At 63.9% G+C, this 21,110-nt stretch carries 19 protein-coding genes; 10 read left to right on the forward strand and 9 right to left on the reverse strand.

Features of this window, described 5'->3' with window-relative positions:
- Positions 1-50: 50 nt before the first annotated feature.
- Complete coding sequence (locus ACHIRB_RS06525; protein ID WP_395113768.1) at positions 51-863, reverse strand: serine hydrolase domain-containing protein; 813 nt, start codon at positions 861-863, stop codon at positions 51-53.
- A gap of 45 nt (positions 864-908) precedes the next feature.
- On the opposite strand from ACHIRB_RS06525, the gene ACHIRB_RS06530 reads away from it, so the two are divergent.
- A complete protein-coding gene (locus ACHIRB_RS06530) occupies positions 909-2,114 on the forward strand; it encodes a serine hydrolase domain-containing protein (protein WP_395113767.1) in 1,206 nt (401 codons plus the stop codon).
- A gap of 77 nt (positions 2,115-2,191) precedes the next feature.
- The gene (locus ACHIRB_RS06535; RefSeq protein WP_395123737.1) at positions 2,192-2,983 is read left to right on the forward strand and encodes a hypothetical protein; all 792 of its coding nucleotides are present in this window, start codon (positions 2,192-2,194) and stop codon (positions 2,981-2,983) included.
- Between the two features lie 3 nt (positions 2,984-2,986).
- Here the strand turns inward: ACHIRB_RS06535 and ACHIRB_RS06540 are convergent, their stop codons facing one another.
- The 3 genes from ACHIRB_RS06540 to ACHIRB_RS06550 all read right to left on the reverse strand — a co-directional run bounded on the left by ACHIRB_RS06540 (position 2,987) and on the right by ACHIRB_RS06550 (position 5,850).
- The gene (locus ACHIRB_RS06540; protein WP_199706988.1) at positions 2,987-4,117 is read right to left on the reverse strand and encodes an NDMA-dependent alcohol dehydrogenase; all 1,131 of its coding nucleotides are present in this window, start codon (positions 4,115-4,117) and stop codon (positions 2,987-2,989) included.
- A 71-nt stretch (positions 4,118-4,188) separates the two neighbouring features.
- Complete coding sequence (locus tag ACHIRB_RS06545) at positions 4,189-4,713, reverse strand: DinB family protein (protein WP_395113765.1); 525 nt, start codon at positions 4,711-4,713, stop codon at positions 4,189-4,191.
- A gap of 78 nt (positions 4,714-4,791) precedes the next feature.
- Positions 4,792-5,850 (reverse strand): phosphotransferase family protein, encoded by a 1,059-nt coding sequence (locus ACHIRB_RS06550; RefSeq protein ID WP_395113764.1) that lies wholly within the window; start codon positions 5,848-5,850, stop codon positions 4,792-4,794.
- 72 nt (positions 5,851-5,922) lie between these two features.
- Here ACHIRB_RS06550 and pabB point away from each other — a divergent pair, with 72 nt between their 5' ends.
- A complete protein-coding gene (pabB, locus tag ACHIRB_RS06555) occupies positions 5,923-8,052 on the forward strand; it encodes an aminodeoxychorismate synthase component I (RefSeq protein ID WP_395113763.1) in 2,130 nt (709 codons plus the stop codon).
- Positions 8,049-8,723, forward strand: a complete 675-nt coding sequence (locus ACHIRB_RS06560; protein ID WP_395113762.1) for a hypothetical protein — start codon at positions 8,049-8,051, stop codon at positions 8,721-8,723. Before pabB ends, ACHIRB_RS06560 begins: the two co-directional genes overlap by 4 nt.
- 123 nt (positions 8,724-8,846) lie before the next feature.
- Here ACHIRB_RS06560 and ACHIRB_RS06565 read toward each other — a convergent pair whose 3' ends face one another.
- Both ACHIRB_RS06565 and ACHIRB_RS06570 read right to left on the reverse strand, forming a co-directional pair.
- On the reverse strand, positions 8,847-9,254 hold the full coding sequence (locus ACHIRB_RS06565; protein ID WP_199706993.1) for a hypothetical protein: 408 nt from the start codon (positions 9,252-9,254) through the stop codon (positions 8,847-8,849).
- A gap of 62 nt (positions 9,255-9,316) precedes the next feature.
- On the reverse strand, positions 9,317-11,140 hold the full coding sequence (locus ACHIRB_RS06570) for an NAD(P)-binding domain-containing protein (protein ID WP_395113760.1): 1,824 nt from the start codon (positions 11,138-11,140) through the stop codon (positions 9,317-9,319).
- A 161-nt stretch (positions 11,141-11,301) separates the two neighbouring features.
- Here ACHIRB_RS06570 and ACHIRB_RS06575 point away from each other — a divergent pair, with 161 nt between their 5' ends.
- The 4 genes from ACHIRB_RS06575 (at position 11,302) to ACHIRB_RS06590 (ending at position 15,606) form a co-directional block, all read left to right on the forward strand.
- Complete coding sequence (locus ACHIRB_RS06575) at positions 11,302-12,591, forward strand: helix-turn-helix domain-containing protein (RefSeq protein WP_395123736.1); 1,290 nt, start codon at positions 11,302-11,304, stop codon at positions 12,589-12,591.
- A gap of 120 nt (positions 12,592-12,711) precedes the next feature.
- The gene (locus tag ACHIRB_RS06580; protein WP_199707358.1) at positions 12,712-13,359 is read left to right on the forward strand and encodes a response regulator; all 648 of its coding nucleotides are present in this window, start codon (positions 12,712-12,714) and stop codon (positions 13,357-13,359) included.
- Positions 13,359-14,987 (forward strand): GAF domain-containing sensor histidine kinase, encoded by a 1,629-nt coding sequence (locus ACHIRB_RS06585; RefSeq protein ID WP_395123735.1) that lies wholly within the window; start codon positions 13,359-13,361, stop codon positions 14,985-14,987. The genes ACHIRB_RS06580 and ACHIRB_RS06585 overlap by 1 nt, the downstream gene beginning before the upstream one ends.
- A gap of 133 nt (positions 14,988-15,120) precedes the next feature.
- A complete protein-coding gene (locus ACHIRB_RS06590) occupies positions 15,121-15,606 on the forward strand; it encodes a CBS domain-containing protein (protein WP_395123734.1) in 486 nt (161 codons plus the stop codon).
- Between the two features lie 4 nt (positions 15,607-15,610).
- Here ACHIRB_RS06590 and ACHIRB_RS06595 read toward each other — a convergent pair whose 3' ends face one another.
- Positions 15,611-16,159, reverse strand: coding sequence for a TetR/AcrR family transcriptional regulator (locus ACHIRB_RS06595; protein WP_395113756.1), 549 nt, complete (start codon positions 16,157-16,159; stop codon positions 15,611-15,613).
- A 99-nt stretch (positions 16,160-16,258) separates the two neighbouring features.
- On the opposite strand from ACHIRB_RS06595, the gene ACHIRB_RS06600 reads away from it, so the two are divergent.
- Both ACHIRB_RS06600 and ACHIRB_RS06605 read left to right on the forward strand, forming a co-directional pair.
- Entirely contained in the window at positions 16,259-16,840 is a 582-nt protein-coding gene (locus ACHIRB_RS06600; protein WP_395123733.1) for a hypothetical protein, read from the forward strand.
- Positions 16,837-17,625, forward strand: a complete 789-nt coding sequence (locus ACHIRB_RS06605; RefSeq protein ID WP_395123732.1) for an SDR family NAD(P)-dependent oxidoreductase — start codon at positions 16,837-16,839, stop codon at positions 17,623-17,625. The genes ACHIRB_RS06600 and ACHIRB_RS06605 overlap by 4 nt, the downstream gene beginning before the upstream one ends.
- Positions 17,626-17,843: 218 nt before the next feature.
- Here ACHIRB_RS06605 and ACHIRB_RS06610 read toward each other — a convergent pair whose 3' ends face one another.
- Complete coding sequence (locus ACHIRB_RS06610) at positions 17,844-19,775, reverse strand: ArnT family glycosyltransferase (protein ID WP_395123731.1); 1,932 nt, start codon at positions 19,773-19,775, stop codon at positions 17,844-17,846.
- Between the two features lie 33 nt (positions 19,776-19,808).
- Positions 19,809-21,092, reverse strand: a complete 1,284-nt coding sequence (locus ACHIRB_RS06615) for a glycosyltransferase (protein ID WP_395123730.1) — start codon at positions 21,090-21,092, stop codon at positions 19,809-19,811.
- Between the last annotated feature and the right edge of the window lie 18 nt (positions 21,093-21,110).

Consider the following 21,110-nt stretch of genomic DNA (forward strand, 5'->3'; position numbering starts at 1 on the left):
TGTGCCCTGTGGGACCCCTGTTGCGCTAGTGCAACGGCCCGGCGTGTTGTCTACCTGCGTAGATCGTCGACGACGGCGTCGCTGAGATCGGGCCACACAGTCTTCGCCCAGTCACCGAAAGCGCGATCGGTCAGTACAACGCACGCGGCGGGGAGCGCTGGGTCGACCCACAGGAACGTTCCGGACTGCCCGAAGTGCCCGTAGGTTTGCTTCGAATTTGCCTCGCCGGTCCAATGTGGAGCCTTGCCGTCCTTGAGTTCGAACCCGAGGCCCCAGTCGTTCGGCCGCTGCGGTCCGAAGCCAGGCAGCACGCCGGCGAGATCGGGAAACTGCAGCGACGTCGCGTCGTAGGCCGTCGCGGGATCGATCAGTGTCGGCGACACGAGCTCGCTCGCGAATCTGGACAGGTCCCCAACCGTCGATTCGGCGCCATGCCCCGCAGGACCGCTCAGCACGGAACTGTTCATGCCGAGCGGGACGAAGACAGCCTCGTGCAGATACTCGGCGTAGGCGATCGACGTCTTCTCCTCGACGAAGTCCGCGAGGACCTCGAAACCGGCGCTCGAGTAGATCCGCCGGGTACCCGGCTCGGCCTGGACCCGATTCTGATCGAACGCGAGGCCCGATGCGTGGGCAAGCAGATGACGGACCGTACTACCGGCAGGACCAGCAGGGTCGTCGAGTTCGAAGGCACCCTCTTCGACGGCGATCAACGTCGCGTAGGCCACAAGCGGCTTCGTGACCGAGGCGAGGGCGTACACCCGATCGACGTCACCTGCGGTGTCCTGCACACCATCGGCAGTGACCACCGCCGCCGCGGCGTTGTCGACGGGCCACCGACCGAGCTGTTCCAGACTGCGCACGCCTGCCACCCTACGGCTGCGAGGCCGGTAATAGACTCCCGCGTCATGGCTACTACAGCGACGTCGGTGACCATCCACGGCGATGTCGACGAGGGTTTCGGCGGTGTCGCAGACGCTTTTCGGAAGAACTTCACGACCCATGGTGAGATCGGGGCATGCGTCGCGGCGTACCGAGACGACAAACTTGTCGTCGACCTGTGGGCAGGCCATCGCGACCGCCGCCGCAAAGTCGAGTGGGAACGCGACACCATCGCGCCGCTGTTCTCGTCCACCAAGGGCATGGCTGCGTTCACCATCGCGGCAGCTGTGTCCGCCGGCCTGCTCGACTACGACGAGCGCGTCGCGCACTACTGGCCCGAATTCGCTGCGAACGGCAAGGACGAGGTGACAGTTCGTCAGCTGATCGACCATCAGGCCGGGCTGTCCGGACTCGATGTGAACCTCCGGCTCGACGATCTCCTCGACCTCGACGCACTCGCCTCGATCCTTGCCGCCCAGAAACCGGCGTGGCGGCCCGGCACCAAACACGGCTACCACGCCATCACTCTCGGCTTCTACGAAGGCGAATTGATCAGGCGCGTGGATCCCGAACACCGTTCCCTCGGCCGATATTTCGCCGAAGAGATCGCGGCGCCACTCGGCCTCGACTTCTTCATCGGCTACCCCGAGTCCGAAGGAATCGAACGGGTGGCGGCGTTGTCGGCAACGCGCGGTATCGATGTCGCTCGGTACGAACGCGACCTGCCGGTGCGAATCGGCATCGACCTCTTCCGCAAGAGCGGGCTCGCCTATCGAGCGTTGTCCAATCCGAATCTCGGTGCCCCCGAACGCGCAGCGCGCCAGAAGTTTCTGGCCCCCGAGATTCCAGCGTCCAACGGCGTCGGCAATGCGCGAGCCCTTGCTACGGCCTACGGTGCCGCGGCGACGGGGCGATCGGAACTGCCCGTTTCAGCCGAGGTGTTGGCAGAACTTGGTCAACCAGGCAGGGACGGAACGGTTCCCGCGCACGACCTCGTGCTCTACACCGACAGCCGCTACCATCTCGGATTCCGGAAATCGAGCCCAGCCTTCGCCTTCGGCTCACCCGATCATCGGGCATACGGAACGACCGGCCTCGGTGGGTCGTTCGGTTTCGCAGACCCGACAACAGGAGTCGGCTTCGGGTACGTCATGAATCGGCTGGGGCTGGCAATTCTCGACGATGTGCGCAGCCGGAATCTTCGAACAGCGGTCTTCCGCGCATTGGCATAGTGGACAAGACATAGCGGACACGGCAATCGCGCCTTACAATCTGCGCTGTCGGGCAGCTGCGTCGGAAGGCACCTTTCGTGAAAACCGTGGGTACTGTGATCGACAAAGTTCTTGCCAATCCCATTGCAGGACTTGCGCCGTGGATCGTCTACAGCCTCGTCGAGGGCAAGGGCAGACTCGAACTGTCCGCATCTCTAGCCTTCGGTGTTGCGCTGGCCATTTTGTTGATCAACTGGCTCCGGGGTAGCGCACCCAAGCTGCTCGAATACGCCGACGTCGTATTCTTCGGCGGGGTGGCACTTTTCGTCGCGGTGGCAACGGACGGCCAACGCGAGTGGCTGGAGTTGTGGGGCGGCGAAATAGCCAATCTTGCCCTTGTGGTGATTGCGGTTGGCTCGATTCTGATCCGCAAACCGTTCACGTTGGCGTACGCCAAAGAGGAAACTCCCGAAGAGTACTGGGACACACCGCAATTCCTGCGGGCGAACTACATCATCACCGGGGCATGGGCGCTCGCCTTCATCGTCGAGGCTGCGTCAGGTTGGTACGGCGATGCCGTCTTGGGCAACTCGAACAACATCTGGACAGGCTGGGTCATTCAGACCGCGGCTCTCCTGATCGCTGTGCAGTTCACACTCTGGTACCCGGCACGCGTCGAAGCCCAAGGCGCGATCGCGGCGGGCGAGTCGACTACTCCCCCACCACCGATCACGGCCTTCTTCGCTCAGATCACGCCGCTGATCGCGGTAGCGGGCATCATCGCGCTGTTCGTCGGCGACGTGCCGGTGTGGGTCGGCATCGCCTTGATCGTCGTCGGTGTCGGGCTCACCAAGGTTCTGTCTTCGCCGAAGCCCGTCGTCGCGGCGTGAGCGCTACCGGTCAGCGTCCGTGTACTTGATGACACCGCGGATGTTGCGACCTTCGAGCATGTCCTTGTAGCCCTCGTTGATCTCGTCGAGGGAGTAGGTCCTGGTGATCATGTCGTCGAGATTGAGCTGACCCGACTTGTACAGGCGCAGCAGTCGAGGAATGTCCTTGCGCGCGTTGCCACCTCCGAAGATGGCGCCCTGCACACGCTTCTGCAGCATTGCGAGCAGGAAGTTGTTCTGCTTGACGTCGAAATCGATCATGTGGCCCATGGCCGTGACGACGCAGGTGCCCGCCTTGCTTGTCAGCGTCAACGTCGGCTCGACCAGTTCGCCCTTCATCTCGCCGACCGTGATGATCGACTTCTCCGCCATCCGCCCCTCGGTCAACTCCATGACGGGGACGATCGCCGATTCGACGTTCTCGAACGTGTGCGTCGCGCCGAATTTCATGGCCATCTCCCGTTTCCACGGCAGCGGGTCGATGGCGATGACGTTCGTGGCACCGGACAGCACGGCACCCTGCAGTGCGCTCATCCCGACACCACCGATACCGACGATCACGGTTGTATCGCCCGGCATCACGTTGGCGACGTTCGTCGCAGAGCCGAATCCGGTCGGAACGCCACAGCCGACGAGGCACGCGACCTCGAAGGGAACCGTCGGATCGATTTTCACGACCGACGTGTGATGGACGGTCATGTACGGCGAGAACGTGCCGAGCAAGCACATCGGGATGACGTTCTGGCCGCGGGCCTGAATTCGATAGGTGCCGTCGCTGATCGCGAGGCCGGACAGCAGTCCGGCGCCGAGGTCGCACAGTGCCATCTGGCCACTCACACACGCGGGACAGCGTCCGCACGCCGGAATGAACGACAGCACAACGTGATCGCCGATCGCGAGGTCCGCGGGCACCCCCGGCCCGAGTTTGGTGATGACGCCGGCGCCTTCGTGCCCGCCCATCACGGGGAACGACGGCATCGGCGTCGCTCCGGTGACGATGTGGTGATCCGAGTGGCACATTCCAGCGGCTTCGAGCTGGATCTGCACTTCGCCGGCGACCGGCTCGCCGATTTCGATTTCCTCGACCGACCACTGCTCGCCGAGCCCCCACAGAACAGCGCCCTTGGTTTTCATTCCGTCCAGCCTCTCGTATGCATGAGCCACCATGTGACCGCTCACACATTACGTCAAAACTGAAACACGTTCTAGGGCGACTCCCCGACATCGTGCAAATGGTGGATCGGGTCGTGCACGAAGTAGCGGGCGAGGGACTCGGCGGTGAAGTGTGCACCGTCGCTGCGACGCGCGGATCGGTCCCTCAGTTCCGGTGCGACGCCGCCGAACGCCGTCGCGGCAACCTCCGCGGCCGCCGTCAATTCGTCGGCAACAACGGCGGGATCCTGCAGGTCGTAGCGCTCGGCAACGGCGGTCGCATCCTGATCCCAGTTGGCGAAGAGCGGATCGTCCTCGGTGAGCAGCAAGGCCAATCGCTCGGGAAACAGGCGGAAGACGTCGCGAACGTGTGCGGCATACTCCAACGGCGACCACGTCGAATCGTTCGGCCGCTCACGGACATCGGGGCGAGCGAGCACCGCGGGCCAGGCAGCGGCGTTGCGGCGCAACAACTCCGGAATCGAATCGTAGGCAGTCGAGGCGGGATCGAAGGAACATTCCGGGCACGGACGCTCGAGGACCCAGGTCCAGTCTTTGGTTTCGGGAACGATAGCCATTGGCACAGAATAGATTTCGACTCCATTGCCGCGCCATCAACAATCGGCCAGCCAACGACGATATCGAGACAAACCGCCTTACTCCAGCAGGGCAGCTGCCTTCTCGAACAGCCGGACCGTCATCGAGTGCAACAGATCGCCGACCGGCTTCGGTGCCTTTCCTGCACAGGCGCGTGCATGCGTACCTTCGAGCACGATGCCCAGCTTGAAACAGGCAAGCACGGTGTACCAGGAGACGGCGCCAAGGTCACGATCGGAATGCTCGCCGTAGTGCGCGATCAATTCGGCCGGTGTCGCCAGACCGCCTGCAGTCGAGAGCGCACCGACAAGGGCATTCAACTCCGACCCGTCGGGCCACGTTGCGAGCAACCAACCGAGATCGAGGAGCGGATCGCCGATCGTCGACATCTCCCAGTCGACCAACGCCGCAAGTTCGGGTCCGTCGTAGCGGAACATCATGTTGGCGAGGTGGCAGTCGCCGTGCAGGATGCCAGGCGTCCACTGCGCCGGGCGGTGCTGTTCAAGCCACGCGGCGACCTTGTCGACCCCTGGGATGTCCGGACCCGGATAGCCGTCGTTGCGACTGTAGGACTCCAACTCCGACAGCCACCTCGGCACCTGGCGTTCCAGGAAGCCATCGGGTCGGCCGTAGTCGCCGAGCCCGATCGCCTCGTAGTCGATGTTGCCGAGTTGTGCGAGCGCCGCTGCGGCGGACAGTCCCATCCCGTGTCGGATCGACGCATCGGAGGCATGCAGATCCGGCAACCCGACCGCCGGGCTGAATCCCTCGATGGGTTCCATCAGGTAGAACACCGCGCCGCCGAGAACGGTCTCGTCGGTGCATGCCGCGATGAGCCCGGGTGCGGGAACAGCGGTGTCGTTGAGGGCCGCGAGCAAACGTGACTCGCGGCGCAAGACCTCGTTGCTCTTCGCCCTCAGGTGCCGCGGCGGTCTACGCAGAACGAACTCCCGCCCGCCTCGGGTGAACCGCAGCAGGACGTTCTGTGTCCCGCCGCCGATCGTTGCGACGTCGGTGAACGGTCCGGTTTCCAGACCTTGCGACTCCATCCAATCACCGACGACGGCGAAGTCGACGAGGCTCGGATCGACGTTGGTCGGCTGCACTACATCGGGCATCAGGCCATTGTGCAGGACGCCACGGCGAGCCCACCGGTGGAGTCTGCGAAAATTCGACAGTCACCGAAGAAGATGAGTGAGCCATTGCGGACGCTGCTGATCGACAACTACGACTCGTTCACGTACAACCTGTTCCAGCTGCTCAGTGTCGTGAACGGCACCGAGCCGGTTGTCGTGCGCAACGACGAAGTCGACGGTATCGCGGCGCTCGGTCTCGCCGCCTACGACAACATCGTCATCTCACCGGGACCCGGACACCCCTCGGTACCAAGAGATTTCGGCGTCTCGGCCGACCTCATCCGCTACGCCGACCTACCCCTGCTCGGCGTCTGCCTCGGCCATCAGGGCATCGTGGTCGACGAGGGCGGCACCGTTGCCGCCGCGCCGACCCCGCGCCACGGTTACATCGAACGGATTCACCACACCGGCACCGAACTGTTTGCCGAACTCCCCCAAGACTTTTCGGTCGTTCGGTATCACTCGCTCGCGGCAGCCGTCCCGCTTCCGGATTCGCTCGAAGCGACGGCCTGGGCACCGGACGGCGTAGTTATGGCTCTCCGGCACCGCACCAAGCCTCGCTGGGGCGTGCAGTTTCATCCCGAGTCGGTCGCGTCGGAACACGGAACGACGTTGCTGCGCAACTTCGCTGACCTGACTCGCACGCGACGAGTCACCCGACCTTCGATCGCCATTCGTCCCGAACAAATTGCGCCGGTGCTGATTCCGCATCCGCACGCGTCTGCTTACCGACTCAACGTCGCGGTCATAGACCGCGCCGTCGAAACCGAGGGCGCGTTTCTTCGCCTGTATTCTGCTGCCGCACATGCATTTTGGCTCGACAGCGAACACGTCGAACCCGGGTTGGATCGATTCTCCTTCCTCGGCGACGCTTCCGGACCGCTTGCCGAACTGGTTCGCTACGACGTCGGCGACGGGAGTGTGAGCGTCGAGACCACAGCCGGTCGCACAACCGTCGCAGGGACCGTCTTCGACTATCTGCGGCAACGGCGGATCGGAAAGCCGACCGGCCTACCGTTCGACTTCACCTGTGGCTACGTCGGCTATTTCGGCTACGAACTCCGCGCCGATGTCGGTCCGGCGGGGCAGCACCGCGCCGACACTCCGGACTCGCAGTGGATCTTCGCCGACCGCATGATCGCTGTCGACCACGAGGACAACGCGACCTATCTGCTTGCGCTCGACGACGGTGGCGACAGCGGCAGCGCAGGGTCCGCGGCAGCGCAACAGTGGCTGTCGGAGACACGCGCGCTGTTGGCGACGGTACCGACCTGGCTGGAGCCGACGGGGCTGTCCCGGTCCGTCGACGTCGCGGCCGCAGAGCAGACGCTCGTGCGCGACCATTCCCGCTACCTCGCAGACATCGCGATCTGTCAGGAGAAGCTGCGAGCAGGCGAATCGTACGAGGTGTGCCTGACGAACAGTTCTCGCGTGCCTGCCACCGGCAACGGGCTAGACCTGTATCGCGTACTTCGCCGCTGCAACCCGGCACCGTACGGCGCGTATCTCCGCCTGGCGGGCTGCGAAGTAGCGTGCTCGTCGCCCGAACGTTTCCTCAAGGTCGACCGCAATCGAACGGTCGAGAGCAAACCGATCAAAGGTACGGCAGCGCGCGGTGCCACCACCTTCGACGACGACCGGCTACGCGACGAACTGGCATCGAGCAGTAAGACGCGCGCCGAGAACCTGATGATCGTCGATCTGCTGCGCAACGACCTCGGCAAGGTGTGCGAGATCGGTAGCGTGCACGTTCCCAAGTTGATGGTCACCGAGACCTACCGGACCATGCACCAACTGGTGTCGACAGTGCGCGGGACGTTGCGCCGGGATGTCGACGTCGTCGATTGTGTCGAAGCCTGTTTTCCCGGCGGTTCGATGACCGGTGCACCGAAGCTGCGAACGATGGAGATCATCGACGGCCTGGAGACGGAGGCGCGCGGCATCTACTCGGGCGCGATCGGCTTCCTCGGACTCGACGGAACAGCGGACCTCAATGTCGTCATCCGGACCGCCGTGCTCACGGACGGCGAATGGCGGATCGGCGCGGGAGGAGCCATCGTGCTCGATTCCGACGCCGAGGACGAGTACCAGGAGATGGTGCTCAAAGCTGTCGCAACCTTGCGCGCTCACGATACGTACGGAAACGACGACCTGAGCGCCGGTGCGTATGGTGGACCCCGATGACTCTCCCACTCCTCACGCTGGAACCAACGCGTCTCGGCATGGTCGCGGCAGCGGACCAGCTCGGGTTGCTGGGTGGCCTCGAGGAGCCGAGTCAAGCGTGCCGAGCGGTATTCCTCGCCGCCGAGGTCGGGGCAATCGCGTGGGACGAAGAGGCCTGGCCGGACCTCGCGTTCGGCGTCTGGTCCGACGGAGTCGAGGCAACCACGTCGCGTCGCCGCAGGTCTGCCGATACCCCGACCGCTGAATTGAGTACGTGGTTGCAACTACAGCCGGAATGGCCGCAACTCGGGGGCACTGCCATCGAATGGCCGCTGCCGTCAGCGAAGGAACTGCTCGGTTTCGACGATCGGCTCCGAGCCTTGTCCTTCGCTGCGGTGGAGTCGTTCAACAACATTCACGATCGCGCCGTGCGGATGGCCCGAGCGCTGGTCGGCGACGATCCTCCGGTTGCGACACCCAGACCTGCGCCGCAACCCGCCCATAGCCCACGCCGCACGTTCACCGCTGCGGGAGTCGCCGGCTCGGAACACGATGTGCCCGATGTGTTGGCGTCGCTTGCTCGGAGCGCCGAGATCAACGCGGCCGACGGCAAGAACGGCGAGAGGCCCACAGGGGTACTCGCACATCTCGGCACGCCGTCACGGTGCTGCCGAACGGTTCCGTGCCGTTGACGGGCAACGCACATCACGGTCGATTTCTGGTAACCCTCACAGCGACCATCGAGTCGCCCGCGCACTCCGTGTCGACCAACGGTTCGATGCCACGAAACGGTTCGGCACCAACCTAGATTCTCGCTAGCGTCGCCGCGGCTTCGGAGTCGGCGCCGGCGGCTCCTCGTCGAAATGCACGCCGGTGATTCGCCCGAGCGTGTCGACACCGGGAAGCCGCGCGACCAGCTTGCGGACATCTTCGGCGACGCCCGCCAACTGCTCGAGCCGAGGCATGATCTGGTCGAGCGTTGCGAACAGCGGATCGGCAAGTGCGAGAGTCCGATCCAGCCGATCGAGCGTCCTGTTGAGGCGTTCGACCGCGTTGGCGAGATTGTCGATCAGGTCCGGCATCTGCGCCGCCAGATGTACCGATGCCTGCGGTGTACGAATGGCGGTGTCGAATGCGCTCGCGGCGACGGCCTGCGCGGCCTCCACTGCAGCCTGCGCCGCGGCGAGGATGTCCGACGGATTGGGAACCTTAGGGCTCGTCATGACATCTACTCTGCCCCACCGCGATGCAAACTGCAGCAAATTTGTAGCAAGACGTGCAGACCTCATCTCAGGTGATGCACCTTCTGCAGTCCGTAGACGGGCGTCGGGATGTCCTCGTAGCGTGCCTTGAGCTGGAGGGCCAGATACAGCGAATAGTGCCGCGACTGGTGCAGATTCCCGCCGTGGAACCACAGGCCGGGTTGCTGGGTCGGCTTCCACATGTTGCGCTGCTCGCCTTCCCACGGTCCAGGGTCCTTGGTGGTGTCGGAGCCGAGTCCCCAGCATTTGCCGACCTTGTCGGCGACATCCTGTCCGATCAGATCGGCGGCCCACCCGTTCATCGAGCCGTAGCCGGTCGCATAGACGACGAGGTCGGCCTCCAGTTCGGTGCCGTCGGCGAGAATCACACCGTGCTCGGTCAATTCACGGACCTGACCGTGCGCGAGCTTGATGTCGCCGTTCGCGACGAGCTCCGCGGCACCGACGTCGATGTAGTAGCCCGACCCACGCCGCAGATACTTCATGAACAGCCCCGAACCGTCGTCACCCCAGTCGTGATCGAAGCCGGCCGCCTCGAGCCGGTCGTAGAAGTCCTTGTCGCGCTCCCGAATTGCGTCGTACACGGGAATCTGGAACTCGTGCATGATCCGGTACGGCAGCGATGCGAAGGTCAGATCTGCCTTCTGCGTCGTCATGCCTGCCGCGAGTGCACGCTCCGAATACAGATCGCCGAGACCGAGATCCATCAGCGAATCCGACTTGACGATGTGCGTCGAAGACCGCTGCACCATCGTCACGTCGGCGCCCGCCTCCCACAGCGCGCCACAGATGTCGTGGCTGGAGTTGTTGGCTCCGATCACGACGACCTTCTTGCCGGCATACCGGTCCGGTCCGGGGTGGTGACTCGAATGATGTTGCTCGCCTTGGAATTTGTCCTGGCCCGGGAAGGTGGGAACATTCGGCTTGCCCGACATACCCGTTGCAAGCACAAGTTGTTTCGGTCGTAGCGTGACCTCTTCGCCCGCGCGGTCGACGACGACGGTCCACTCTTCGGCGGCTTCGTCGTAGGTCGCGGATTTGCAGGTCGTGGAACTCCAGTACGGCACCTCCATAACCTTCGTGTACATCTCGAGCCAGTCGCCGATCTTGTCTTTCGGCGCGAACACCGGCCAGTTCTCCGGGAACGGCATGTAGGGCAGGTGGTCGTACCAGACGGGATCGTGCAGGCACAGCGACTTGTAGCGATTGCGCCACTGATCGCCCGGTCGGGCTTGCCGGTCGACGACGATCGCGGGAACGCCGAGTTGGCGCATCCGGGCGCCGAGCGCGATCCCGCCCTGGCCACCGCCGACGATGACGACGTAGGGCTGGCGGGTGTACCCGAGTTCGGCTTCTTCGTTGGCCCGCTGCTCCGACCAGGTCACGCGGTTGGGGTCGGCGCCGTGCTGCACACCTCGCGGGCGGCTCGTACCTTTACCTTCCTCGTGCCCCTTCAGTTCCTGCATCGCGGTGAGCAACGTCCACGCGCCTTCGTCGTTGAGTCGCAGATGGCCGGTACCCCGCCCGACGGAAGTCTCGAACGCAATCCACGCCGCGGTGACGCCGCCGTCCTCGGTCGGGGTTTCGGTCGTTCGGAAGCCGCTGGGGTCGGTGTCGGCGAGCCGCTCGGTAAGCATCTCGGCGACGCCCTCGCGCCCTTCGACCGTCTTGAGATTCCAGGTGAAGGAGACGAGGTCGCGCCAGAAACTAGCTGTGGCGAACATTCCGGCCGCAGCGTCGATGTCGCGTGCAGCGAGCGCGGCTTCGAACCCCGCGAGCCAAGCGTCGACCCGTTCCTGTGGTCCCTGCGGCAGGCTGTAGGTCTCTCGTTCGAGTGTTCGGGTCATCGCAACTCCTTGTGATCTTTGTGACTGATCGTTGTGACTCACAGCACACGCTTCTGCTGCAATCGCGACAAGGGTTGCATCGGGTTGCACGGCCGCGGCGGTGTGGCGGAGGACACAAAAGCCCGCCTATGCTCGCAGTGAGTACCCGACAGAGAGCAGCCGTGAGCAATTTCAGCGCGATCACGCCAGGCACCGACCTGCCGCGATACGCGCGTGAGCTGAGTCGGATGCACGACGCCGTCATCGCGGGCAGCCGCTCGGGTATGCGACCACGCGACATCGTCGCTCGCTCGTGGTCGCGGGTGCTCGAATCCGGACTCGATCCCGACGGCAGCAACGTGCGCGACCCGATGTCGGTCGACGAGGTACAGCGCCGCCGCCGCCGATCGCCGCTGTCGAGTGTCATCGACGAGTTGGAACAGGTGATTTCGGCGGTCGCCGACGTGTCCCAATTACTTCTGGTCGTCACCGATGCCGAGGGCGTCATCCTGTGGCGTATGGGTGCGGCGAACGTCCGCCGCCGTGCGGACAGTCTCGGCTTCAGCGAGGGAGCCGAGTGGACGGAGGCGCGGGTCGGCACCAATGCGATCGGCACCGCGCTGGCCGAAAGCGCTCCTGTGCAACTGTTTTCGGCCGAGCACTTCGAGCAGTCACAGCACCCCTGGTATTGCACAGCGGCACCGATCCACGATCCGCGCACCGGCGAACTGCTCGGCATCGTCGATGTGAGCGGTCCGGCGTTGACGCTGCACCCCACGATCACCGCGCTTGTCGAAACCGGGGTCCGACTCGCGGAGTCGCAACTGTGGAGACATCACGAACACCGGCTCGACCGGCTCCGGACCGCGGCAGCACCACTGCTTGCGTCGGTCCGCGGACCGCTGCTTCTCGTCGACGAACACGGCTGGGTCGCGCATACGTCGGGCGTGACGAGCCGCGCCCGTATCGCAGTTCCGCGATCCGAGCGTGCGCTTGCGGTGCCCGGCCTCGGTCTGTGTATGCCGGAGCGGATCTCCGACGGCTGGCTGATCCGACCTGCAGGCGACAACACCCGACTGACCATTCGGCTCGATCTGACGGGGACGCCTGCCGTCGAACTCACCGGTGCGGACGCGCAGTGGCGGAGCGCGTTGACGTCGCGGCATGCCGAAATACTGCTACTGCTCAACCTGTCCGGACCACAGGGCGTCACCGCGGCTGCCATGAGTCAGGCGATCTACGGCGACGCCGAACATGTCGTCACGGTGCGTGCCGAAGTATCTCGACTGCGTCGCACGCTCGGTGCGGTGATCGAGAGTCAGCCGTATCGCCTCGCCGAATCAGTTGACATGACAATCGATTTCGGGGCCGCCGCCTCGCTGTCGGACTGCGCGTTAGTCAGAGCGTCGTCCAGTCCTGCACTTCGCGAACTTGTTGCGCGCGCGGTCGATTCGAATCAGGTGCGAAACTGAAACCCGTGCCGATAGCTAGGGCCTTTGGTCACCTGCATCCAGGGATGATTCGGGTATTCCCGCGACCATCAGCGGGCTAACCTGGACGCAGGTCCAACGATGAAGCGGGGTTCACCGGCGATGATCAGGGTATTTCTCGTGGACGATCACGAAGTCGTCAGACGCGGCTTGGTCGACCTACTTTCCAGCGATCCGGCGCTGGAGGTGATCGGCGAAGCAGCAGACGTTTCCGAAGCAATGGCACGAATTCCGGCGCTCAGCCCGGACGTTGCCGTGCTCGACGTCCGACTACCCGACGGCAGCGGCATCGAACTCTGCCGCGATCTGCTCTCCCAACTCCCCGATCTGCGCTGCCTGATCTTGACATCGTTCACCGACGAAGAGGCCATGCTCAACGCGATCCTCGCCGGCGCAAGCGGGTACGTCGTCAAAGACATCAAAGGTATGGAACTCGCCAAGGCCATCAAAGACGTCGGCTCCGGTAAGTCGTTGCTCGACAACCGTGCCGCGGCCGCACTGATGATGCGGCTGCGCACCCACGCCGACACCAAGAACGGTCCACTCGCAGGCTTGACCGATCGCGAGCGCAACCTGCTCGACCTGCTCGCAGACGGCCTGACCAATCGGCAGATCGCCGGTCACATGTTCCTTGCGGAAAAGACTGTCAAAAACTACGTCTCCCGCTTGCTCGCAAAACTCGGCATGGAACGTCGAACGCAGGCTGCCGTTTTCGCGTCCGAACTTCGTCGGCAGGTCCAGCAGTCCTGATGCCGGGCAGTCCCCAACGCCGGCCAAGCCCGCCTCGCGATCGTGTCGACGGGCTGGTCGAGGCGATGCTCACGGTGACCTCGGGCCTCGATCTCGATGCCACACTGCGCACGATCGTGCACACGGCAATCGGCCTGGTCGATGCTCGCTACGGCGCGCTCGGCGTCCGTGGTCCAGGAGACGAACTGTCAGAGTTTCTCTACGAAGGCATAAACGAGCCGACTCGCGACCTGATCGGCCCCCTACCTGCTGGGCACGGCGTCCTCGGGCAGTTGATCGAACAGCCGGAGCCGCTGCGGCTCGGTGACCTCGCGCAGCATCCCGCTTCCGTCGGATTCCCCGCGAACCACCCGCCGATGCGGACTTTTCTCGGCGTTCCCGTCAGGGTGCACGCGGAAGTCTTCGGCAACCTCTATCTGACAGAGAAGGCCGACGGCCATTCGTTCACCGCCGAGGACGAATTACTCGTCGAAGCGCTGGCGGCCGCCGCGGGCATTGCGATCGAAAACGCCAGACTCTACGAGCGAGCGCGGACCCGTGAATCCTGGATCGAAGCGACGCGGGACATCGCAACCGCCTTGCTCGCCGGTGCGGATCCACCGTCGGTCTTTCGATTGATCACCGAGAAGGCAAAGACACTCACCGACGCGGACACGTCCTTTCTCGCGGTGCCCGAGGACCCCAATCTCCCCGCCGCCGAGCTGATCGTCACCGAGGCGACCGGCGACGATTGCGAGCGCATTCAGCAAACACCGTTACTGCTGGTAGGCACTCCCCTCGGCCGTTCGTATCGCGAACGGATACCGCTGCGCTACGAACGTTTCGAGGCCGCAAATCCGGTTCTGGTCGAGCACACGGGACCCGCACTCGTCTTGCCGCTGCGGACCAGCGAGACGGTCATCGGGATCGTGGTCGTTCTGCGCAAGGCAGGCGCTCGACCGTTCACCGAGGATCAGCTCGAAATGATGGCCGCATTCGCCGACCAGGCGGCACTGGCACTGCAGCTGGCGTCGGCGCAACGACACATTCGCGAACTCGACATCGTCACCGACCGCGACCGAATTGCCCGCGACCTGCACGACCACGTCATCCAGCGGCTGTTCGCGGTCGGCCTTTCGCTGCAGGGCACGATCGCTCGCGCAGTGGTGCCTGAGGTAAGGCAACGGCTGACCGATACCGTCGACTCGCTGCAGGAAGTGGTGCAGGACATAAGGACTGCGATATTCGGACTGCAGGTCGGCGTGGCAGGGTTCGCGCGACTACGCGAGCGGCTGGAGCTTGCGATCGCGCAGCAGACGAGCAATTCGACGATCAAGACCAGCTTTCACGTCACGGGTCCGCTTTCGGTCGTCGAGCACGCCCTTGCCGATCACGCCGAGGCTGTTGTCCGGGAGGCCGTCAGCAACGCTGTCCGGCATTCGTGGGCGACGACGGTGTCGGTCAACATCACCGTCGACGACGATCTGACGATCGAAGTCACCGACAACGGCGGCGGCCTGCCGACACATGTCACCCGCAGTGGATTGCGCAATCTCGAATCGCGCGCGCGAGAGGCGCAGGGTTCGCTCACCGTGCATTCGATACCCGCGGCCGGGGTGCACCTGGTGTGGGCTGCACCGTTGATGTAACCGACAGATCGCGTTTGGTCCCTTCGATTAGGGACCAAAGTCCCATCAAACGAGTGCTCTAGTAGCTGTTGTCATGTCACACGAGCGGGTATTCTCAGGTACCAAACCCGATTGAGTGGAGACCATGAAATCCATGCCGGCATTCGAGTTTCCGATGCGAAACGACCCCGAAGTCGAATCCATCCGCGCACTCGATCTGATGACAAGTCCCGTTGTGACCCTTCGAGACGGTGCGCGACTCAGCGAGGTCCTCGAGACCATACTCGCGAGCGGCGTCGCGACCCTTCCCGTGGTGAGCACGGACGGGACGTTGATCGCACTGGTGACCGAGGAGTCCGTTGCGAAGGCAGAAATGCTCGGGTTGTGGTCGGGGCGTTTCACCTGGAGTGACATCACGCTGTCGAAGCGGATGACGGCGGCGGTGTTCCATTTCGCCGAGCCGGCCACCTCGGTCGGTCCGGCGGCACGACTGTCCGAGATCGTCGATCAGATGCTGGAAAAGCGGTTGCGCTCGATACCCGTCGTCGACGGCGGAAATGTCATCGGGATGGTCGGCTGGCGCGAGATCTTCGCGGCCCTCGTTCGCCTGCACTCGAATCCGCCGTACTCGACCAGCTGAGCGCTCACTGCGTCATGGGCAACTGGCGAACAAGCGACTCACAGATCGCCCGGCGCTGGTTCTGGTCGAATTGATGCACAAGTAGGCCTTCGACGGTGAAGACCCAGATCTTCACGACCGCGTCGAGTTCTGATTCGACGACGCCGATCGCATTCAGCTCTCCGCGCAGGACCGCCTCGCTCATGCCGTGGAACCCGTCGTGCCAGGCATCGATCGACGCCGACACAGCGATCCGGGAATGCACGGTCGTGATCAACTTGCTGGTTTCGTCCAGCCTCTCGACCAACCACAGCAATCGATCCGCGAGTTGCGTCGGCGCAGTCGTGACGTAGGCCTGCCACGCGTCGGCCAGCACGGCGTCGAGCACCGCGAGCAGAACGTCGTCCTTGTCGCGGAAGTACCAGTAGATCGTGTTGGCCGCGATGCCTGCACCGGCGGCAAGCTTGCTCATTGCCGTCGCCTCGTAGCCCTCCTCCAGGAAGAGCCGACGTGCGACCGCGACGATTTCGGCAGTCTTCTCCTCACGATCCTGTGGGCGCTTGTTCCGTGGCATCGTGACGAGCTTATCTTGAATGGCGATCAAGAATGGGCTACGGTCGAGAAACGTTCTTGAATCGTATTCAAGATACCGGTGTCAGACGAAGGAACGATCGTGACGACGCACGAACTGCTTGGGACTCTGTCGACCACAGAGTTGTTGGAAACCTTCGCGGGTCTCGAATGTCCGTCTGTGGCCGACCTTCATGGTGAGTACACGGCCCGCCTACTGCGCCAGCCCTCTGTTTTCGCGACGGTGACAGGTGCGATCTCCGTGGCCAACCCCGCGTTTCCTTGGCTGGCAAAAGCATTTCGCCCCATCGATCCCGAAACCGGTCGTGGCTACAACACGTTTCGGCAACTCGGCCGCGTCGTTCAGCGGTTTCCGATGCACACCGTAATCGCGCCTTCACGATTCGACGGCCGTCCGGCATACCACCTGATCTACCGGGCGTTCCACTCGTTCTGCGGTGACATCAACATGGTCGACGAGGTGCGGCGGTTCGATACCGGGACCTACCTCGGCATCGGCACCTGGGGCCTCACCGACGCACAACGGCTGGTTCCGCTGCCGTTCGTTCTGGAGGGACCCGTCCACCCCTATCGCGGCGATATCGGCAAAGCACGACAAGGCTTCGTACCAGGACCGCGCGAGATACCTGCACTCGCCGCCAACGACAATGGAGACAATAGATGACAACTCGCACAGCACTCATCACCGGCGCCTCTGCCGGCATCGGCGCTGCGTTCGCCAGGCACCTTGCGGCGGAGGGCTTTTCGCTGCTGCTCGTCGCTCGCCGGGCCGAAAAGCTGGAAGACCTTGCTGCGGAGCTACGCGACGACACGATCCGCTGTGACGTGTTCTCCGCCGACCTCACCGACCCCACCGCTCCCCGAGCGATCGTCGACTTCGCCCGTGAGCAAGGCATCCACATCGACGTCCTCATCAACAATGCCGGACTGTCCGGCAAGACCGCGTTTGCCGAAACATCCTGGGAGACACTGGCAGGCGAGATCCAACTGATGGTCACCGCCGTGACCGAACTCGCGCACCTCGTCATTCCCGGGATGCGCGAGCGCGGTTGGGGCCGGATCGTCAATCTGTCTTCGGTCGCGGCCTTCTCGCCTCCCGGTGCGAGCTTGCTGTACACTGGCATCAAGAGTTACGTGCTCAACATGTCGCAGTCACTCGATACGGAGTTGAAGCCCGACGGCATCAACGTCACTGCGCTGTGCCCGGGATTCACCCATAGCGAGTTCCACGACACGATGGGCACTCGCGACACCGCCTCCAAGCTGCCTGCGATCCTGTGGCAGGAACCGGAAGACGTTGTGCGCGAGGGCTGGAGCGCTGTGTCGAAGGGCAAACCGGTCTGCGTGCCCGGCACCGTCAACAAACTGATTTCCAACAGTATGCGTCCGGTGCCGTTCAGCCTGCAGTACGTCCTCGGCCGTACGTTCAATCCGTTCAAGAACGGCTGAGCGCAACCTCGTCCGTTTCGACGACCGCCTTCGCCTTTCGGTGCAAGGTGAAGAAGGCGAGCACCCCGCGCCGGAATCCCGCTCCACGCCAACGTCGCCAATGCATTACCGACCTCACACGCCTGATCAGCCATGTGAGGTCGGTAACCGGCGTGCGAGGTCGCACAAAGTCGAGCCCCCCAGCGCCGGATCGCGACGCTGAGAGCCCGTTCGGCGAGCTATGCCCCGGTCAGGTCGTACACCGTCGATCCACCAACCGTGGTTGCGGTGAAGTTCGCCTCCACCCAGGCCTTGATCTCGGCCGAAGCGCCCGATCCGCCGCCGGGTCCCCCGCCCATGCCGCCGTTGTCCGCGACGAAGTAGCTGATGTTGTGATCGGCAACGTAGGCCTTGAACTGCTCCAGCGTCGGAGAATTGTCCGAGCCACTGAACCCACCGATCGCGATGATGGCTGTGCCCGTGCTCAATTCGAGACTGCTTGCCGACATGGCACCGATCGTCGCTGCGGCCCAGCGGGTGTCGGTTTCCTCCAACAACGCTTCGAGTTCAGCAGAGTCTGTCGTCGCGCCACCAGGGGTCCCCATGCCGCTCGGAGCTTCCATCCCGCTCGGAGGCGTCATTCCGCCCGGACCTCCCATACCGCCGCCCGCGTTCGGGCCCGATGCGGGAACCGGACCCGTATGTGGTTGCGCCGCAGTCTCGATGGCGTATGCCGCTGTCCCGCCGATGCCGAACAGCAGGCCTGCAATTGCGACAGCAACCGTGAACTTGCCGAGTTGATGCGCGCCGACGACGAGTATCGACGCTATGACGATGGTTGCGACCACGATGACCCAACGCATCGCGGGAAACCAGTCCGGCGTCCGGTCCAAGAGGATGAAACTCCAGATTCCGGTGCCTGCCAACATTGCACCCAACGCGAGGCGAGCAGGCAGATAGTTTCTGCCGCGCCACAATTCCCGCACCGCGACGCCGACCAGTGCGGCGATCGCCGGGGCCAACGCGACCGTGTAGTACGGATGGAAGATGCCCTGCATGTAGCTGAACACGAGGCCCGTCACCAAAAGCCAACTTCCCCATAACAACAGACTCGCCCTGATCTTGTCCGTCCTCGGCGCCCGCCGCGTGAACCACAGTCCCGCAACTCCTCCGATCAGCGCGGCAGGCAGTAGCCACGAGATTTCGGTACCTATCGAGTCGCCGAAGAGTCGCGAGATCCCGGTCCCACCACCGAATCCTGCGCCGCCACCGCCTCCCCCACTCATGTTGCCCGAGCCACCGACGACACGTCCGAGACCGTTGTCGCCGAGCGCGAGTTCGAGCAGCGAATTGTCGGTAGAGCCGCCGATGTACGGACGAGAATCACTGGGCCACAGGCTGACCAATGCGACGAACCAACCACCGGAGACGATCATCGCTGCGCAAGCAGTCAGCAGCCTGCCGATCCGCCGCCAGAACGTGATGGGTGCGGCAACGAGGAAGACCAGACCCAATGCGGGGACGACAAGGAAGGCCTGCATCATCTTCGTCAGAAATGCGAAGCCGACCGCGCTCCCTGCAAGAGCGAGCCAACGAACGCTGCCGTTCTCCGTCGCCCGCACCGTGCAGTACGCCGCGAGAACGAGCAGAAACACCAGTAGTGCGTCCGGATTGTTGAAGCGAAACATCAAGGCCGCGACGGGCGTCGCCGCCAGGGCCGCGCCTGCAAGCAGACCGGCGCCAGGCCCGCTCCAACGTTTGACCGAGGCATACACGAGTGCGACCGACCCGACGCCGAGCAAAGCTTGTGGCGCAAGCATCGAAAACGAGCTGAATCCGAACAGCCTGCCGGACAATCCCATCACCCACATCGCCGCAGGCGGCTTGTCGACAGTGATGGCGTTGCCTGCGTCGAGTGATCCGAACAGCAATGCCTTCCAGTCCTGGGTTCCGGCTTGCACTGCAGCGGCATAGAACTCGTTCGCCCAGCCGGAGGCGCTCAGACCCCACAGATACAGCGCGGCTGTCGCCGCCAACAGCGCAAGCAACGCCGGGCGTGCCCAACCGGGCTGGTCGGCGGGGCCGCGCACGAGACGGGGCAATCGGGACATCAGGTCGGGAGTCGGGTGCACCTGCGCGGTCCGCGCGGGTGGTTCGGCAGTGATGGTCATTGGAGTTCCTTTGCGAATTGCGTTGTCTCAGAGTTATTCAGAGGTTCGGCGTGGATGAAATACCCAGCCGCGAAGTAGGACGAAGCGGACGACCGTCGCGACGAGGTTCGCGAGCACGAGCACACCGAGCTCCACCCATCGCGGTGCCTCCGACACGCTGTGCAGCAACGCGAGTGAGCCGCTCGTCAGCGCCAATCCGATGCCGAATACCACCAGGCCCTCGAACTGTCGCTTGACAGCGCCCGCCCTTTCGCGCACGCCGAACGTGAACCTGCCGTTGGCCGCGGTGTTGGCAATTGCGGTGATCAGTAGCGCCACCAAATTCGCCGCCTGCGCACCGATGGCTCCGTGTAGCAGGAGAAACAGCAGGAGGTACGCCGCGGTGCTCACGACGCCGACTGCACCGAAGCGCACAGCTTGGCGAAGCAATGTCGGTGAACCGTGTCTGGTGGTCGGCCGGTCGAGTGCTCCTGCGGCGACGAGCTGGGCGGTCAGGACCTTCATCGGTACTGCGCCACTTGCGAAGCCGCGCACCAGCCGGGCAATACCGACCAGATCGGCCTTTGCGGTCGCGACGATGTCGACCCGACTGTCTGGGTCGTCTATCCAATCCACCGGCACCTCGTGGATCCGCAGACCGCTGCGTTCCGCGAGTACCAGCAGTTCGGTGTCGAAGAACCATCCGGTGTCGACGACGAGCGGAAGCAGGTGCTCGGCCACGTCGGCGCGCATGGCCTTGAAACCGCACTGGGCATCGGAGAATCTGGCCGACAGCGTCGAACGCAAGAGGAGGTTGTAGCACCGCGAGATCAGCTCACGCTTGGCGCCACGGACTACCCGCGATCCCCGGCCGAGGCGTGTGCCGATGGCCAGGTCGGAGTGGCCGGAGATCAGTGGGGCAATCAGCGGGGCGAGCGCCGCCAGGTCGGTCGATAGGTCGACGTCCATGTAGGCAACCACGGGCGCGTCCGACGTGGACCACACCGCGTGCAGCGCCCGTCCCCGGCCCTTCTGCTCGAGCCGGATCGATCGCACCTCGGCGAACTCGGCGGCAAGTGCGGCAGCGATCGACGGCGTGTCGTCGATGCTCGCGTTGTCCGCGATGGTGATACGAAACGAGTACGGAAATTGTGTACTCAGATGCTCGTGCAGTCGTTGAATCGAATCGGCAAGTGCCGCTTGCTCGTTGTACACCGGAACCACCACATCGAGGACCGGTACGCCCTGTTCGCGGGCGATGGTCGCGGCGTTCGGTCGGGCGTGGCGCGTGTCCGGCCCGGAGGTGGCGCGGGAGGCGATTGTGGTCATGTCACTCATCGTGTCGTCGCGGTGTGT

Origin of the sequence: Antrihabitans spumae (assembly GCF_043944905.1) — a bacterium.
In the GTDB taxonomy this organism is placed as follows: domain Bacteria; phylum Actinomycetota; class Actinomycetes; order Mycobacteriales; family Mycobacteriaceae; genus Antrihabitans; species Antrihabitans spumae.

Bases quoted from the DNA above. Each gene is read 5' to 3' on its own strand.
- ACHIRB_RS06570 (WP_395113760.1), bottom strand. From the start codon at position 11,140: ATGACCCGAACACTCGAACGAGAGACCTACAGCCTGCCGCAGGGACCA.
- ACHIRB_RS06580 (WP_199707358.1), top strand. From the start codon at position 12,712: ATGATCAGGGTATTTCTCGTGGACGATCACGAAGTCGTCAGACGCGGC.
- ACHIRB_RS06595 (WP_395113756.1), bottom strand. From the start codon at position 16,159: ATGCCACGGAACAAGCGCCCACAGGATCGTGAGGAGAAGACTGCCGAA.
- ACHIRB_RS06605 (WP_395123732.1), top strand. From the start codon at position 16,837: ATGACAACTCGCACAGCACTCATCACCGGCGCCTCTGCCGGCATCGGC.
- ACHIRB_RS06590 (WP_395123734.1), top strand. From the start codon at position 15,121: ATGCCGGCATTCGAGTTTCCGATGCGAAACGACCCCGAAGTCGAATCC.
- ACHIRB_RS06565 (WP_199706993.1), bottom strand. From the start codon at position 9,254: ATGACGAGCCCTAAGGTTCCCAATCCGTCGGACATCCTCGCCGCGGCG.
- ACHIRB_RS06610 (WP_395123731.1), bottom strand. From the start codon at position 19,775: ATGACCATCACTGCCGAACCACCCGCGCGGACCGCGCAGGTGCACCCG.
- ACHIRB_RS06545 (WP_395113765.1), bottom strand. From the start codon at position 4,713: ATGGCTATCGTTCCCGAAACCAAAGACTGGACCTGGGTCCTCGAGCGT.
- ACHIRB_RS06585 (WP_395123735.1), top strand. From the start codon at position 13,359: ATGCCGGGCAGTCCCCAACGCCGGCCAAGCCCGCCTCGCGATCGTGTC.
- ACHIRB_RS06540 (WP_199706988.1), bottom strand. From the start codon at position 4,117: ATGAAAACCAAGGGCGCTGTTCTGTGGGGGCTCGGCGAGCAGTGGTCG.
- ACHIRB_RS06615 (WP_395123730.1), bottom strand. From the start codon at position 21,092: ATGAGTGACATGACCACAATCGCCTCCCGCGCCACCTCCGGGCCGGAC.
- pabB (WP_395113763.1), top strand. From the start codon at position 5,923: ATGAGTGAGCCATTGCGGACGCTGCTGATCGACAACTACGACTCGTTC.
- ACHIRB_RS06560 (WP_395113762.1), top strand. From the start codon at position 8,049: ATGACTCTCCCACTCCTCACGCTGGAACCAACGCGTCTCGGCATGGTC.
- ACHIRB_RS06550 (WP_395113764.1), bottom strand. From the start codon at position 5,850: ATGCCCGATGTAGTGCAGCCGACCAACGTCGATCCGAGCCTCGTCGAC.
- ACHIRB_RS06530 (WP_395113767.1), top strand. From the start codon at position 909: ATGGCTACTACAGCGACGTCGGTGACCATCCACGGCGATGTCGACGAG.